At 42.8% G+C, this 16,156-nt stretch carries 15 protein-coding genes; 10 read left to right on the forward strand and 5 right to left on the reverse strand.

The features are described from left to right. The 4 genes from ACXAFK_RS15100 to tsaB all read left to right on the forward strand — a co-directional run. Positions 1-953 (forward strand): ABC transporter permease (locus ACXAFK_RS15100; RefSeq protein ID WP_474958318.1); only part of this gene is annotated, 953 nt, incomplete at its 5' end. Between the two features lie 37 nt (positions 954-990). Further along, positions 991-2,109, forward strand: a complete 1,119-nt coding sequence (locus ACXAFK_RS15105; RefSeq protein ID WP_224835427.1) for an efflux RND transporter periplasmic adaptor subunit — start codon at positions 991-993, stop codon at positions 2,107-2,109. 43 nt (positions 2,110-2,152) lie between these two features. Continuing rightward, a complete protein-coding gene (locus ACXAFK_RS15110) occupies positions 2,153-3,502 on the forward strand; it encodes a TolC family protein (protein ID WP_338193274.1) in 1,350 nt (449 codons plus the stop codon). A gap of 16 nt (positions 3,503-3,518) precedes the next feature. Continuing rightward, on the forward strand, positions 3,519-4,202 hold the full coding sequence (tsaB, locus tag ACXAFK_RS15115; RefSeq protein WP_474958319.1) for a tRNA (adenosine(37)-N6)-threonylcarbamoyltransferase complex dimerization subunit type 1 TsaB: 684 nt from the start codon (positions 3,519-3,521) through the stop codon (positions 4,200-4,202). On the opposite strand, the gene ACXAFK_RS15120 is transcribed toward tsaB, so the two are convergent. From ACXAFK_RS15120 to ACXAFK_RS15135, 4 genes are all read right to left on the reverse strand, one after another. After that, positions 4,203-5,030 (reverse strand): mechanosensitive ion channel family protein, encoded by an 828-nt coding sequence (locus tag ACXAFK_RS15120; RefSeq protein ID WP_224835424.1) that lies wholly within the window; start codon positions 5,028-5,030, stop codon positions 4,203-4,205. A gap of 71 nt (positions 5,031-5,101) precedes the next feature. Then, complete coding sequence (locus ACXAFK_RS15125; RefSeq protein ID WP_474958320.1) at positions 5,102-7,147, reverse strand: thioredoxin domain-containing protein; 2,046 nt, start codon at positions 7,145-7,147, stop codon at positions 5,102-5,104. Between the two features lie 136 nt (positions 7,148-7,283). Beyond that, positions 7,284-7,484 (reverse strand): dodecin family protein, encoded by a 201-nt coding sequence (locus ACXAFK_RS15130; RefSeq protein ID WP_224835422.1) that lies wholly within the window; start codon positions 7,482-7,484, stop codon positions 7,284-7,286. 71 nt (positions 7,485-7,555) lie between these two features. Then, positions 7,556-8,452 carry a NifU family protein gene (locus ACXAFK_RS15135; RefSeq protein WP_224835657.1) on the reverse strand — a complete coding sequence of 299 codons (897 nt, stop codon included), beginning with the start codon at positions 8,450-8,452 and terminating at the stop codon, positions 7,556-7,558. Between the two features lie 125 nt (positions 8,453-8,577). Here ACXAFK_RS15135 and ACXAFK_RS15140 point away from each other — a divergent pair, with 125 nt between their 5' ends. Further along, a complete protein-coding gene (locus ACXAFK_RS15140; protein WP_224835421.1) occupies positions 8,578-9,573 on the forward strand; it encodes a PorP/SprF family type IX secretion system membrane protein in 996 nt (331 codons plus the stop codon). A gap of 85 nt (positions 9,574-9,658) precedes the next feature. Here ACXAFK_RS15140 and ACXAFK_RS15145 read toward each other — a convergent pair whose 3' ends face one another. Then, positions 9,659-10,831 carry a vWA domain-containing protein gene (locus ACXAFK_RS15145; RefSeq protein WP_474958321.1) on the reverse strand — a complete coding sequence of 391 codons (1,173 nt, stop codon included), beginning with the start codon at positions 10,829-10,831 and terminating at the stop codon, positions 9,659-9,661. A 198-nt stretch (positions 10,832-11,029) separates the two neighbouring features. Here ACXAFK_RS15145 and ACXAFK_RS15150 point away from each other — a divergent pair, with 198 nt between their 5' ends. The 5 genes from ACXAFK_RS15150 to ACXAFK_RS15170 form a co-directional block, all read left to right on the forward strand. After that, a complete protein-coding gene (locus ACXAFK_RS15150) occupies positions 11,030-13,243 on the forward strand; it encodes a tetratricopeptide repeat-containing sensor histidine kinase (protein ID WP_474958322.1) in 2,214 nt (737 codons plus the stop codon). Next, complete coding sequence (locus ACXAFK_RS15155) at positions 13,243-13,974, forward strand: LytR/AlgR family response regulator transcription factor (RefSeq protein WP_474958323.1); 732 nt, start codon at positions 13,243-13,245, stop codon at positions 13,972-13,974. The genes ACXAFK_RS15150 and ACXAFK_RS15155 overlap by 1 nt, the downstream gene beginning before the upstream one ends. A 59-nt stretch (positions 13,975-14,033) precedes the next feature. Then, a complete protein-coding gene (locus tag ACXAFK_RS15160; protein WP_224835417.1) occupies positions 14,034-14,549 on the forward strand; it encodes a gamma carbonic anhydrase family protein in 516 nt (171 codons plus the stop codon). Positions 14,550-14,676: 127 nt separating this feature from the next. Continuing rightward, positions 14,677-15,561 carry an ACP S-malonyltransferase gene (gene fabD / locus ACXAFK_RS15165; RefSeq protein WP_474958324.1) on the forward strand — a complete coding sequence of 295 codons (885 nt, stop codon included), beginning with the start codon at positions 14,677-14,679 and terminating at the stop codon, positions 15,559-15,561. A gap of 142 nt (positions 15,562-15,703) precedes the next feature. Beyond that, positions 15,704-16,156: hypothetical protein (locus ACXAFK_RS15170; protein WP_474958325.1), on the forward strand; the 453-nt coding region annotated here is incomplete at its 3' end.

Below are 16,156 nucleotides of genomic sequence, written 5' to 3' on the forward strand. Positions count from 1 at the left end.
TGCTTGCACCACGTATTGAGCTGGGAAGCCATAGGGGCATAGTTACCGTATATAGGAACGGCCAGACCAGTGGTTCCGCTGTGTACGGTGATTATCCAGAAATAGACAACATCACCAAAAAGAAATTGGTGGAAGGGCGTTTTCTTAACCAAACCGATATTGATGGCTCAAAAAAAGTATGTGTAATCGGTGAGGAGACGTACAAACTTTTGTTCGACAAGGGTGAAAATGCCATAGGGCAGGATATTCGGATCAATGGCATATATTTTTCCGTAGTAGGAATCTATAAACCGAACAGTAACATCAATATTGATGGTGAGAACGCTGTATTTATTCCTTTCACCACCTTTCAAAAAGCATTTAATTCTGGAGATAGGATGGGGTGGATGGCCATAGCTGTTGAAGACAATACTCCGGTGGCATTTGTAGAAAAGCAGATAAAGGACATCCTTAAGGCAAAGTATGACATACACCCGGACGATGAACGGGCCATAGGCAGTTTCGATATGTCCGAAATATTCAATAACATAACAGCTTTTACCACGGTATTGAAAGGTTTTTCATTTTTCGTGGGCATATTTACCCTATTGGCCGGGGTGATCGCCATTAGCAATATCCTTTTGATCACTGTTAAGGAACGTACACAAGAAATAGGGGTAAGGCGAGCTTTGGGAGCTACCCCAGTAATCGTAAAACGTCAGATTGTTGTGGAGGCCATAGTATTGACCGCCTTTGCAGGTCTGGTCGGATTTGCCATTTCTGTCGGGATATTATCACTGTTGGATGCGATGTTCGGCAGTGGTGACGACTTTCCGTTCGTAAAACCAATGATCAGTGTGCCACAATTTGTCATATCATTTGTTTTAATGGTGGGGCTTAGCGTGCTCATTGGATTGTTGCCGGCCAATAGAGCCGTAAAAATCAGGCCGATCGAAGCATTAAGAGAAGAATAAATCAATACAATTAAATAACGAAATCAAATAAACAAGAATGAACAAGTATGTAAAATACGCATTGATAGGGGTAGTGGTCATAGGTATTTTGGCCGCTGTAGTCTACTTTTTAAAGCAGAACAGTACTCCTGTAGAGCTGTATAAAACCGAAACAGCAGAAAAGAAGGACATTGTAAATAAAGTCATTGTAACCGGAAAAGTAATTCCTGAGGACGAGATCAATATCAAACCTCAAATTTCGGGAATTATAGATAAGATCCTTTTGGAAGAAGGTATGCGGGTAAAATCCGGTGATCTGATCGCGGTAATCAAAGTGGTTCCCAACGAACAATCCTTAAATCAAGCAGCAGGGAGGGTCCGTAATGCGGAATTGGCATTGAACAATGCCAAGTTGGAGTACGACCGTAACAAGACCTTGTTCGATAGAGGCGTGATCTCCAACCAAGATTACAACAATCTAAAGTTGACCTACGAGCAGGCCATGCAGGAATTAAAAAATGCGCAGGCCGATTATCAGATCATAAGAAAAGGTTCCGCCGGAGGTTCTGCCAGTGCAAATACCAATATTAGGGCCACCGTTTCGGGTACCATTCTTGAAATTCCCGTAAAAGAAGGTGATCAGGTAATCCAGAGCAACAATTTTAACGATGGTACCACGGTTGCCACCATTGCCGATATGAACAAAATGATCTTTGAAGGGGAAGTGGACGAGGCCGAGGTAGGAAAACTACATGTTGGAATGCCTTTGGAAATTAGCCTAGGTGCCTTGGAAGAACAAAAATTCGATGCCAAGCTCAAGTTTATAGCGCCCAAAGGCGTTGAGGAAGAAGGAGCCGTGCAATTTAAGATAGAAGGTGACCTCGACGTAAAGGAAAGTGACAGCACTTCTTATGTAAGAGCAGGATATAGTGCCAATGCATCAATAGTGCTGGAAGAAAAGAAAGATGTATTGTCCTTAAAAGAAGCTTTGTTGCAATTCGATAAAGAAACCGAAAAACCCTACGTGGAAGTAGAAGTGGGCGAAAATGAATTCGAGAGAAGGGATCTCGAGTTAGGGGTAAGCGATGGAATAGATGTCGAAATAGTTTCAGGTATTGGAGAGAATGATAAAATTAAAGTCTGGAACAAGCTTGAACGAAAATCTGACGAAGACTAAGTCATGCTGAGCCATCATTTTAACAACCAAAATCAAAAAACGAATGAAAAATAGCATAGCAATAGTTCTACTGTTGTTCACCGTAACCTTTTCCAGTGCCCAAGTTCGCAAATGGACACTACAGGAATGTGTTGAATATGCCGTAGAGAATAATTTGACCATAGAACAATTTGAATTGGATTTGGAGAATGCCCAAATTGATAGATCCGACGCTTTGGGAGATATGCTTCCGAACTTGAACGGCTCAATGTCCGCTTCGAGCAATACCGGATTTTCCATTAACCCAACCAACAACTTGCCAACGAACAGTACGGCGTTCAATGTAAATGCAGGATTTAGTTCCAACGTTACACTTTTTGATGGGTTAAGGAACATTAATAGGTTGAACAGGGCCAAGATGAATGCCATTGCCAACCAATACCGCTTGGATAATTTAAAGGATGACATACGTTTGAACGTTGCCAATGCCTACTTGCAGGTGGTTTCCAATAAAGAACAGCTCAAAACTTTTAAAGCACAGTATGCGGTCACCGAACAAGATATGAAGAGGACCAAGGAATTGGTGGAATCCGGTGTTTTGCCACGTGGGGACCTTTTGGAAATCGAGGCAACTGCGGCCAATCAGGAACAGCAGATAATCAACGGGGAAAGCTTGGTGCTGATCTCAAGGGTGAATTTGGCGCAATTGCTACAGATAACCGATTATGAAAACTTTGATATCGCAGAAGAACAATTCGATATTCCCCCTTCGGATATTTTAAAAAATTCACCAAAGGTAATTTTTGACAAGGCAATGAGCTTTAGAAACGATATCAAGTTCTCGGAGTCGAACGTGGAATTGGCAGAACAGGATCTAAAAATTGCCAAAGGTGCTTATTTACCAACTTTGTCCGGATTTTTCCAATATGGAACCCGGTATTCCGATGTAACCCAAATTCCAGATGGTAACGGGGTGCCTTATACTCCAAATTTTACCGATCAATTATGGATTTTTGATGGTATTAGTTATGGCGCCCAATTGAATGTTCCCATCTTCAATGGGTGGAGCGCCCGTAATAATGTTAAAAGATCTAAGATCAGCTTGGACAAAGCCAGGTTGCAATTCGAGCAGGATAAATTAGATCTGGAGAATACCATCCAACAGGCATATGTAGATGTGAATACCTTTGAGAAAGCTTACATCGCTGCCGAAAAAACACTGGAGGCCAGACGTTTGTCCTATGAGTATGCAAAAGAGCGCTACGATGTTGGTTTAATGAATGCTTTCGACTTTAGCCAAGCACAATCCAGAGTGGAAAATGCCCAGGCCAATGTAATTCGGACCAAGTACGATTATATTTTTCGATTGAAAATTTTGGAGTTTTACTTTGGTATACCGATTTCATTAAACTAGTATCTTTGTGGCCAATATGGCCACACTATTACATTTAGAAACAGCAACTACCAATTGTTCCGTTAGCATATCCAAGAATGATGAAATCTTGGTCTTAAAAGAGAACAATGCCGCGAACTATTCGCACTCGGAGCAACTGCATATATTTATAAAAGAAGCCTTGGAAGAGGCTTCTTTGTCTTTTTCCGACCTGGATGCCGTTGCGGTTAGCAAGGGCCCCGGCTCCTATACCGGACTCCGAATAGGCGTATCTGCCGCAAAGGGTATCTGTTTTTCGGTGGATATTCCACTTATTTCTATTCCCACCTTGCAAAGTATGGCCAATCAGGTTGATGTAAAGCCGGGCGAGTTGGTAATCCCCGTTCTCGATGCAAGACGAATGGAAGTTTACTCTTGCGTTTTTGACAACAACGACCAAGAAATCAGGGAAACTAGGGCAGAGATTATCGACGAGGATTCTTTTTCGGAGTTCGTTACTGCGCAAAAAGTATATGTTGTGGGCAGTGGTGCCGAAAAAATAAAGGGTGTTTTGCAACACCCCAATTTTACTTTTGATACTACAGTAATACCTTCATCCAAGGATATGGTAAAAATGGCATTCAAAAAATTTGAAGCCGAACAGTTTGAGGATGTCGCCTATTTTGAGCCGTATTACCTCAAGGATTTTGTTCTCCAGCAAAAAAAGAAGAAAACTACTTGATTAATCTTCCAGTGCTTTGTGCATCACGCGTTGTGGGAACGGGATTTCGATGCCTGCCTCATCAAAACGGAGTTTGGTTTGCTCGATCACATAAAAATGTGCTGCCCAAAATACATCATTGTTGGCCCAGAAGCGTAGGCTTAGATCTACAGAACTATCGCCCAGGTTGCCAACATAGACCTCTGGAGCAGGTTCAGTATTGATATTTGGATTGTCGGCACATATTTGCAGCAGAATTTCCTTGGCCTGTTTAATATTAGAGCCATAACCGATGCCGACATCAAATTTGTCCCTGCGTGTATCTTCCATATTGTAGTTCACCACGTTTCCATTGGATAACTGCCCGTTCGGGATGATCGCAATTTGGTTGCCAAAAGTACTAAGCTTGGTGTTGAAGATGGATATTTCCTTTACAGTACCGTCCACCCCTTGGGCCGAAATAAAATCACCGACCTTAAAAGGTTTAAAGATCAATATAAGCACCCCCCCGGCAAAATTGGCCAGTGATCCTTGTAGGGCCAAGCCGATGGCAAGACCTGCCGCACCTACCAATGCGACCAAGGATGAGGTTTTTACCCCCAACTGTGTCACCACTAAAACAAAAACCAATGCTTTTAGGATAAGACTGATAAAACTCTGTAGAAAAGATTCCAAGGTTTCATCGTAATCCTTTTTGGCAAAAAAGCGGCGTACCATATTGTTCACCAGTCGTATAAACCAAAGTCCGATAAAAAAGATAACGATCGCCGTGATCAAGTTGGGTAAAATGCTTAAAGACCATTCAACGGCCTGATCTACGTAATGCTCGTAATTTTCTAATTGTTTCATATTGTTTTTTTAGTTGTGGTCAACCTAATCAATATCCAAAAGAAATAAAAGAAATGGTTTTTAAACAAATGTTAATGTTGCATGGTCTCGAACTGTTCCAGAAGATCATCCGAGCTGGAAACCGGCAACTTACATGCGCCTTCAATGCAGACATAGGCGAGTGTTTTTCCGGGTACTGCCCGGTTTTTTAATAGGGAAATGGTTCCATCTTGTTGCGACCCGACCAATATGCTGTTGGGAATGTAGACTTTGGCAATTTCTTGTGCCATGGTTTTGTGGTCGTTCCCCACAATGGCGATCTCATAAAAACTTCGGTTAAGGAACAGGACCAAATGAAGCCAATGCGAAAAGCCTTGAGCCCTCCGGTCGAAGTCCTTTTGTACATTTTTAAGCATCTGTTTGGCAATTGTGCCATAATCCTCCTCCGGGTACAGTTTATGGAATTTGAACAGGTTGATCGCCATCATCGAATTGGAAGAGGATATTACATTATCATCGATTTCAATGGTTCTTCTGATCAGGGATAGGTCCTTGTCCGAAGTGTAAAAGAACATACTCGATTCTTTCTCCATAAAATGTGCAATGCTGTAATCGAGCAGATTTTTGGACAAGTTGAGCCACTTTTCATCAAAAGTTACCTCGTAGAGCGATAAGAATGCATCGATCACCGTGGCATAATCATCCAAAAAGGCATTAATGGTACTTTTTCCCTGTTTATGGTTTCTGTACATGGAGCCATCTGCCTTAATCATTTCCCGTTCAATAAATAGAGCATTTTTTATTGCTAATAGCAGGTACTCGTTTTCGTCCAAATAGCGATGGGCGTCTACCAATCCTTTTAGCATAAGCCCGTTCCACGAGGTCAGTATCTTGTCGTCCAACCTGGGTTTTGGGCGTTTCTCCCTTTCGGTTTTTAGCAATCGTAGGTTGTTTTTGATCTGTTTTCTTAGGCTATCTGCCGGAATGTTGAACTTCTGCGCTATTTCCTCATCATTTTTATCCCTAATGAGCACATAATTATCTTCTTCCCAATATCCATAAGAATTAATATTGAAATAGGTTTGGAACACCTCAAAATGGTCACCCAATAAATTCGAAAGCTCGTCCGCTGTCCAAACATAATAAGCACCTTCTTTCAAGGTGTTGTTTTTGTCCAAGCTGTCGGCGTCCAAGGAGGAATAGAAGCCGCCATTGCTGTCCAGGAGTTCTTCTTTGGCAAAAGTGATGGTCTCCTCAACCACATTTTTATACAATTCATTTTTGGTAACGGCGTAGGCTTTTGCATAAAGACTTGTCAATTGCCCATTATCGTACAACATTTTTTCAAAATGGGGTACATGCCATTTAGTGTCTACGGCATATCTGGAAAAACCACCGCCCACATGATCATAAATTCCACCGTAGGCCATTCGGGTCAATGTGGTGTCCACAAAATCCATGATATCCGATTTGTTGGTCGATGTGGCATAATGAAGCAGAAAATCCCAATTGTTGGGCATCATAAACTTTGGGGCCCGTTTATGTCCGCCCAAAAAAGTATCAAAATATTGGGACCAGTTTTGCACGGCCACATCCAATTGCTCTAAGGTATAGTGTTCATTGTCCGTGCTGTTTTCCACGAGATTTATGGCTTGCAGGCCATTGGTAAGGTCCGTGGCATATTGTTCGATCCGTGGTTTGTCTTTTTTGTATAGTTCGGCAAGTTGCTCCAAAGATTTTATCCAATTGTCCTTGGGGACATAGGTGGCGCCCCAGAATGGCCGCCCATCTGGTAGGGCTACAATATTTAAAGGCCAGCCGCCTTGACCGGAAATCATTTGAATGGCATCCATGTATATTTGATCCACGTCCGGGCGTTCTTCACGGTCTATTTTTATGTTGATGAAGTCCTTGTTCATAACATTTGCCACGGACTCGTCCTCAAAACATTCTTTTTCCATTACATGGCACCAATGGCAAGCGGCGTAACCAATGCTGATAATAAGTAGTTTGTCTTCTTCTTTTGCCCTTTCCAGTACATCGGGGTGCCAAGCTTCCCAATTTACCGGGTTGTGCGCATGTTGCAAAAGGTAGGGACTTGTTTCGTTTATCAGGGCATTGGTATGTTTGTGCGTCACTTTTTCTAAGTTTTGTTTACAACCGACCGTTAGGATACTGAGTATTGTGCATAAGCACACTTTTTTGATCATAACATACAGTTGGGGTAAAAAAAATGCGTCCAATGGTGGACGCATTCTCTGGAATTGAACGGTGTTACTTTACTTCGAAGGTAATTTTTACATTTACCCGATAGTCATCTATCTTTCCATCTTTTACAGTCGCGCTTTGTTCGTTGATGTAGATGGATCGGATATTTTTCACGGATTTGGAGGCTTGCTCCAATGCGTTGTGAGCGGCGTCTTCCCAACTTTTGCTGGAATTGGCCAATACTTCGATTACTTTTAATACTGCCATGGTCAATGTGTTTTTAATGTTCCCTTCAATGTAATAAATTTTGACGGGAATATGGCAGGATCAACGCTTTATTATCCGTTAAGGGCCACTACTTCGCTTATTTTTTCGCCCATCATATTTTTTAGCATGGTCTCGATACCGTTTTTTAGGGTAAATGTGGATGATGGACATCCGCTGCAAGCTCCTTGCAGAATAACGCTTACGGTACCGGTCTCTTCCTCGTACGATTGAAAGAGAATATTACCGCCGTCGCTCGCAACGGCAGGTTTCACATATTCTTCTAAAATATCTATGATCTGCTGTGAGGTATCATCGTAATGGTTCTGTGTTGCGGTATTTTCGACCGTTTCTTTGGTTTTTTGAATTGCTTCCGCTGTTACTACGTCTTTCCCATCTGCCAAATAATCCCTGATAAACTCGCGTAGCTGCATATTGATCTCCTCCCAATCGGCAACGTCGTATTTGGTAACGGAAACATAGTTCTCGTCCATGAACACTTCTTTTACAAATGGTAGGTGGAAAAGTTCCATGGCCAATGGGGAATCTTTGGCTTCATCAATATTCTTGAACTCGTATGTGCTGGGTACGATTCGTTTATTGGAAACAAATTTCATCACCGCAGGGTTGGGGGTAACCTCGGCATAAACGGTAATGGGCTGTTTCTTTTTTACTTCGTCCTCGTTCACAATGGGTTCTCCGGCGTTGAGGTATTCCACCAATTGTTGGGCCACCTCATCCTTTACGTCGTCCCATTCCACAATATCAAAACGTTCCATGGCAACAAAATTGCTGGCTATGTAAACGGTTTTAACAAATGGAAGGTAGAAAAGTTGTTGTGCCAAAGGAGAACTTTTGGCTTCATCAATGTTTTTATATTCGTAGTTGCCCTTCACCAAAAAATGGTTCGCTTCCATTTTAATTATCTTGGGATTGTTGGTGGGAACAACAGTAATGTTATATTCTTTCATGTTGAATCTTTCCTGCAAAAATACCAATAGTTGGGATGTGTGACAAAATATTATAATAATGTGTGAAGCATACCGTTATCTTATTGTTTTATTGCATTGAACAACCATTTAGCCCCGACCGTCACATGAGACGTATCTTAACCTCGATCATCGTTGCCCTGTTATTTGGGTCCGCAGCCAAGGCACAGGAAGGAATTCCGGTGTATTTTGATTACTTGGCGGATAATTATTATTTGGTATACCCGTCCATGGCAGGGATCGCAGAGGGCACTAAAATTCGGTTGACAGCAAGAAAACAGTGGTTCAATGTGGACGAAGCTCCTAGCTTACAAACCTTGAACATCAACTCCAGAATAGGCGAACGCAGCGGAATCGGGGGTATACTCTTCAACGATTCCAACGGTTACCATTCACAAACAGGATTTAAGGGTACCTATGCCCACCACTTACAATTGGGAGGTGATTTTAGAACTTTAAACCAATTGTCCTTTGGATTGAGTGCCGGTGTTATTTTGAGTAGTTTGGACGAAAGTGAGTTTAGGTCCGTAATTCCAGACCCCATTGTAACCGGGGTTAAGAATACCACTAGCTATTTTAACGTGGATTTGGGCGTTTCCTATAATTTATTGGAGTTTTATGCCCATGCAGCCGTCCTTAACCTTTTGGGAAGCGGGCGAGACCTGTACACGGCCGCGGAGTTCGATAATTTACGCCGTTATTTGTTTTCTGTAGGGTATGTTTTTGGTAGAAACACAAGGGTAGAGCCCTCTGTTTTGTTTCAGATGACAGATTTTACTAAAGAGAAGACCGTGGATTTCAACGCCAAAGTATATAGGGATGTTAGCTTTGGAACCGTATGGGCGGGATTGTCCTATCGTCGTAGTTTTGATGGGGCCCAATTCCAGACCAATGGTCAGTTCGGCGAACAACGGTTGCAGTTATTTACCCCGATCGTGGGAGTAAATGTGAACAGGTTTATGTTCTCCTATAATTATTCGTACCAATCGGGAGATATCCGTTTTGATAATGGTGGATTTCATCAGATTACATTGGGGTACGATTTTGGGCAAAGTGATCAGGGCAAACGCTACGATTGTTATTGTCCGGCCGCCAACAATTAACATTCTATACAATTATTTACAAGGGAATTCGAGCACGGTCAGTTAAAAACCAACCGCACCCGAATATTGATCCTCACATGTGTTACTAATTGTTCCAAGTAAAGTTTTTCTTGGAAGCTTGTGCTTTTATGGCCGATAGCATGGCATTTTCCAGTTCACCTTTTTCGTTCTTTTGGTTTTTGGCGATGTAGGCCTCGCGTTTCGCGTTGAGTTCTTGTATCTGTTTTTGGATTTTTTCCCTTTCTTGTTTCTTTTCCTTTACGAAATTTTTTATCTCGCTTTCCGATTTTCCCTGAAGTTCCTTGGGTAAGTCCTTTTCCTTGATTTGAGTGAGTACGGTGGCGTCTTCCTCGGCTGCATCGACCAGGTCCCAACTTGAATTTTGGTACAGTCTGGAGCTTTTGCTTACCGCTCGTTTTACAACCACGACTTCTTCAAGTTCTGCGGCATTGGCATCTTGCACGGACTGAAGCTCTTTCTTTTGCCTGCCCATGGCCCCATAAGAAACATAAGTGCTGTTCAGCTTGGAGTTCAGTTTAATTATGATGTCATCATAAGGGGTCTCGATATGAACGACCTGCCTGTTGTGGTCAATGGCCATATATTCACCACCGGTCAATGTGGCGCCATTCTTCCACATGGAGGAAATCCCTTGCTCATAATTCCCACAAAATATGGTGTTCACTATAATGTCCTTCTCCTTGGCATTTAAAGCCGCATCCTTATAATCCAATTTTCCCTGGGTAAAAGGTTCGTTTCCAGCAATGAATATCATTTTTAGATCATCGGCATTTTTGCCCCAATCCAATTGTTTTAAGGATGTGTGGATAACCTCTCCACAATATTCCTCACCTCCATTAGTGGTCAGGGAAAACAGTTTTTCCGAAATCTCATCAAGATCCTTGCTAAACCCTAGTACCTGTCGTATGTATCCTTCGTGGGACGATAGGTTGTCGTTCCCATACTCATATAGGGCTATTTGTAACGATGGCCTAAGATCTGTACCACATTTGGCATGGGTAAATTCGTTTACAATATCCCACAGTTGGGCTTTAGCCTGATTGATCAATCCATCCATACTATTGCTGGTGTCCAAAAGCAGGGCAATTTTTACAAATTGTTCGGAAGGCTTTTCCTTGGTAAACTCGGTATATAAAGTGATTTTTTCGTTGTTGTGCGCTTTAAGGTTGCAACCGTAGCTGGTTCCAGTTGCCCCTATCAATATCGCTGTTGCTAAAAGGTGTTTAATATGTTTCATAAGGCAATAATTTTTAAAGTTGATGTAAATGTATGGGCCTCTTTTATCAGAAAAAATCAAGATTGAGTAAAACAAAGGTGCCAATGAGTAATTAAGGCCGTTGGCTTAGTAACCTTGGATAAATAGGAGGTGTTTGGGCCAATTTCGGTACTTGTCCATTTTTTAAAATGATTGGGAAGCAGTAAGTTTACCTTGGTTATGGTTCGAAAAGCATACATATTATTGGTTCTTGTAATGACCACCTTTGTTGGTATGTCCCAAGTTGGCAACAATAGCGTTGAGTTCCAGCTACAGGGGTCCGTGAAGGGCAAGGAGAATTACGAACCTATTTCCGGGGTACAGGTATCCACGGACAAGGGAGCGTTTACGCGGACCAATGCTTTGGGCGAGTTCAAAATAAGAGCGTCCGTTGGCGATATGTTGATCATACAAGGGCCGGAATTGCAAACGGTACGCCACATAATAAAGTCGGAAGAGGATATCGATGTATTGGTAGAGGGATATGGGAGTGCGATTGATACCAAAAGCAAGAAACGGGAAGTTTCCGGTGCAAGAAAAAGTCTAATGGAACATCAACGTTTTTTGGATTCTGCCAATTTTTACAAAAAAACCGACCTTGAGAAAAGTATCGATTTTGTAGCCAGTTCCATGGAGCTTTTGGGCAGTGCCGGCAATAAGCGTGAGCTTTCCATGTCCTTGCGCATGCTGGGAGAAATATACACCTACCACGGTCAATACGACCTGGCGATTACCAATTTTAAAGATGCTTTAGCGGCCCAGGAATCCAACAAGACCAAAATACTATTGGGCAAAACCTATGTACAGAACGACAACTATACCGGTGCCATGGAGGTGTTGGAACCATTGGTAGAGGTTAAGAACATGGTTCCCTATCAGCGCATTGAGCTTTTAGAGGCTTTGGGGGACGCCAACAAGGCCAGCAACAATCTAAAAAGAGCCCAAGATTACTACAAGGAAGGACTGTTGATCGCAAAGAAGAACCAGATTTCTCCAAAGGAGATCGATCTAAATTCTAAAATTGCGGATGTATTTGCCAGTGAAGATAAGCTAATCGAAGCCGAAGGGTTTTATCAAAACTCCTTGGACCTTTCCAGGCAAGTGGCGCCGGAAAGATTGATTCAGGAGAGTGAAAAAGTGGCGGATTTTTACAATCAGAAGAACCGCTTCGAGGACGAGATACAGTTGCGAAAACAAAATCTGAGCGAGCTGGAGCAGATGCCCCGATCAAGTCGTGCCACGGATAAAAAAGGTGCGGTAAAGGACACGATCACCTCCCAACGCATCAACTACAAAATTGCAAACGCCTACATTGCCCAGGACAAACTGGACGAAGCCATTCCGTATTTGGAGAAAAGTATAGTGGAAGCCAATAGGGACGATGATTTGGTGGTGCAAAAAGATGCCACGCGAACCTTGTCCGAAGTGTATCGCAACAAGGGCGAGTACAACAAAGCTCTGGAATCGTATCAAGATTATGTGGCCGTGGTGGATAGCCTGTATGTTAGAAAGGAGCAAGAAATAGCGAGTGCGGCACAGTTTAACAGGGAAATAGCCAATACCCAAAACCGTATTTCCAGTTTGGAACAGGAGCGGGAACTCAACCAGAGTAAATATAGCTTGGCCGTAACCGAACAGCAATTGTACGAGGAGACCAGCAAGCGCCAAAAATGGATCATTTACTCTTTGATTTTCGGTATTGCCCTTATGGCACTCACCGCATATTTATATTACCGGAGCAACAAGCAACAAAAATTGGCCAATAATCTGCTGGCCTTAAAATCGTTGCGCACTCAAATGAACCCCCATTTTATTTTTAATGCGCTCAATTCCGTGAACAATTATATTGCCAAGAGCGATGAACGGAGTGCCAATCGTTTTCTAAGCGAGTTTTCCGTCCTTATGCGCAGTGTACTGGAAAATTCCGAAGAAGACTTTATCCCTTTGGCCAAGGAGTTACAGTTGCTGCAATTATATGTAAAGCTGGAACACTCCCGTTTTTCGGACAAGTTCGACTACGAAATCAATGTGGATCAGCACATCGATGTAGATGCTTTTCAAATACCCCCGATGCTATTGCAGCCCTATATAGAAAACGCAATTTGGCACGGATTGCGATACAAGGAGGAAAAAGGAATGTTGAAAATTGTATTACGACAGCTTACAAAGGATATGGTCGAAATACGAATAGAGGACAACGGGATCGGACGAAAAAAATCTGCGGAGCTAAAGACCACCAATCAAAAAAAGCAAAAATCCAAGGGGATGGGCAACATTCAAAAGCGAATCCAAATCTTGAACGATATGTACAAAAACCGGGTAGAGGTTTCCATTTCCGATCTGAACCACGATAGAACGGGAACCAAAGTATCCCTTAAACTTAAAAAACAATAATGGATCTACGTGCGGTAATTGTAGAGGACGAAGCCAATAGTAGGGAAATCCTTCGGAACTACTTGGCCAAGTATTGCGAGGGAGTTCAGGTCTTGGGAGAAGCGGCAACCATTGAAGAGGGGTTGGAACAAATCAAAAAACATGTCCCAGATCTGGTCTTTTTGGATGTGGAAATGCCCTTTGGTAATGCCTTTGATCTGTTGGATAAAATCCCGGACCGCACTTTCGAAACCATTTTTGTTACCGCTTATAACCAATATGCCATGGATGCCCTGAACCATCATGCCGCCTATTATTTAATGAAACCCATAAATATAGATGAGTTGATCAAGGCGGTGGACTATGTCCGAGGGGTCAAGGAGAAGGAAAATGCCTTGGAAGGAGAAGTGCTCCAAGCAAAATCCGATCATGTTTCAGGAAAGATCACCTTGCCGCAACAAGACGGGTTCCAAGTATTGGATGTATCTGACATTTATTTTTGTAAGGCGGACGACAATTACACCGAAATTTATCTCGAAAAGAAAAAGATCGTCATCAGTAAAACCTTAAAATATTTTGAGGAAGCGCTACGTCCCTATTCCTTTGCACGTATCCACAAATCATATTTGGTCAATGTATCCGAAGTGGTGCGGTACAAAAAAGGAAAGGGGGGCAGTGTGGTACTGTCCAATGGCAAGGAACTTTCTGTGTCCGCTTCCAAAAAAGCCGAACTTTTATCACATTTTAAATAAATAGGAGCAAAGAACACGGCCAAGTAGCGTTTCTTTGTTGTCAACTAAACCTTAAACCAATGATTGTACAACCCGTTAGGGGCAAATCCCCAGAAATAGGAGAAGATTGTTTTATCGCCGAAAATGCGACCATTGTAGGCGAAGTAACCATGGGAGACCAATGTAGTGTTTGGTTCAATGCGGTGATCCGTGGCGATGTCCATTTTATTAAAATGGGCAACAAGGTGAATGTGCAAGATGGGGCTGTGATCCATTGTACCTATCAAAAATCGCCGACCACAATTGGCAACAATGTTTCCATTGGCCATAATGCCATTGTGCACGGTTGTACCATAAAGGATAACGTGCTGGTGGGCATGGGCAGCATTATTATGGACGATTGCGTAGTGGAGAGTAACTCGATTATTGCTGCAGGAGCTGTGGTGACCAAGGGTACACATGTGGAGGCGGGAAGCATTTATGCCGGGATGCCCGCAAAAAAAATAAAGGATATCAGCCCCGAGCTGTCCAAAGGAGAGATAGACCGAATCGCCAATAATTATGTAAAGTATTCCAGTTGGTTCAAAGAGGATTAAATGTAGGTGGACATGCTTTTAAAAATGGCATCCATCCAACAATTTCAAGATCCCACAATCTAAGATTCAAGGAACCTATCGGATTATATTCCCTATTTTTGTTCCACTCAAAAAAAACTCGACAACCATGAACGCATATATTTTTCCAGGACAAGGAGCACAATTTGTAGGTATGGGGCTGGACCTGTACGAAAATCATTCCCAAGCACAGGAACTTTTTGAAAGGGCCAATGCCATACTGGGGTTTTCCATAACCGACATTATGTTCGAGGGTACGGCCGAAGACCTAAAACAGACCAAGGTGACCCAGCCGGCCATATTTCTGCACTCCGTGATCCTGAGCAAAGTATTGGGCGAAAGCTTTTCCCCCGATATGGTGGCAGGCCATTCTTTGGGAGAGTTTTCAGCATTGGTCGCCAATGGCACGTTAAATTTTGAGGATGGACTAAAATTAGTGTCGCAACGGGCCTTGGCCATGCAAAAAGCTTGCGAGATTCAGCCCAGTACCATGGCCGCGGTTTTAGGCTTGGAAGACGATGTAGTGGAAAAAATATGTTCCGAAGTGGAAGGTATCGTGGTACCGGCCAATTATAACTGTCCCGGCCAATTGGTGATTTCCGGAGAGGTGGATGCCGTAAATGTAGCCTGCGAAAAAATGAAGGAAGCCGGAGCAAGGCGAGCATTGTTGTTGCCGGTGGGCGGTGCGTTCCATTCGCCATTAATGGAGCCCGCAAGAGAAGAATTGGCAGCAGCCATAGAATCTACGCAATTCAATGCACCAAGTTGTCCCATTTATCAAAATGTGACCACTACGGCGGTATCCGATCCCGAAGCAATTAAAAAGAACCTCATTCTGCAGCTTACCGCTCCCGTTAAGTGGACGCAAAGCGTTCAGCAAATGGTCAAGGATGGCGCAGCATCCTTTGTGGAGGTAGGGCCTGGCAAGGTATTGCAAGGCTTGGTAAAAAAAATATATCGAGAGGCCATAACCAGCTCTGCTGAGGTTTCTTAAACGGCAGAAACAGTTTATCCGATTAAATGCAATTTTAAACTAATAGGCAAGGAGAATCCTTGCCTTTTTTGTAATATTGGTAGCTCCCAAACCACCTACTTGAGCATGGCGATTAAACCAACTGAAACTGATGGCAATGGCGATGTCGACCATACTTACAAAAACCTTAAAACAACAACCCACGGCTCTTGTTCGTAGTGGCCTATTACTGTTCCTTTTTCTCGTTTTGGGAATGGGTACGGGGTTTGGGCAAGCTACAATTACCATTGAAGATGTTAGTGGACCAGAGGATGGTGGGCCCATAACATTGACTGCAACTTTAAGCACACCTGTGCCACTTGGAAGCTTTACAGTAAATGTGAATACAAACAATGGTTCAGCAACCGATACAGATAGTGATTACATTCCAATAGTTGACCTGCCTCTTTCTTTTGATGGTAATGATGGGGATACAGCAACTTTTGACGTAATTCCAACAACAGATGGTACAATTGAAGTTAATGAAACTTTGACCATAACTATGAGTGATCTGCAGCCGTTAATTGTGGTGGACATTACTGACACTGCAACGGTTACTATTACTAATGACGATTTT

The sequence above is a fragment of the Flagellimonas sp. ABD4_174 genome (assembly GCF_056160185.1).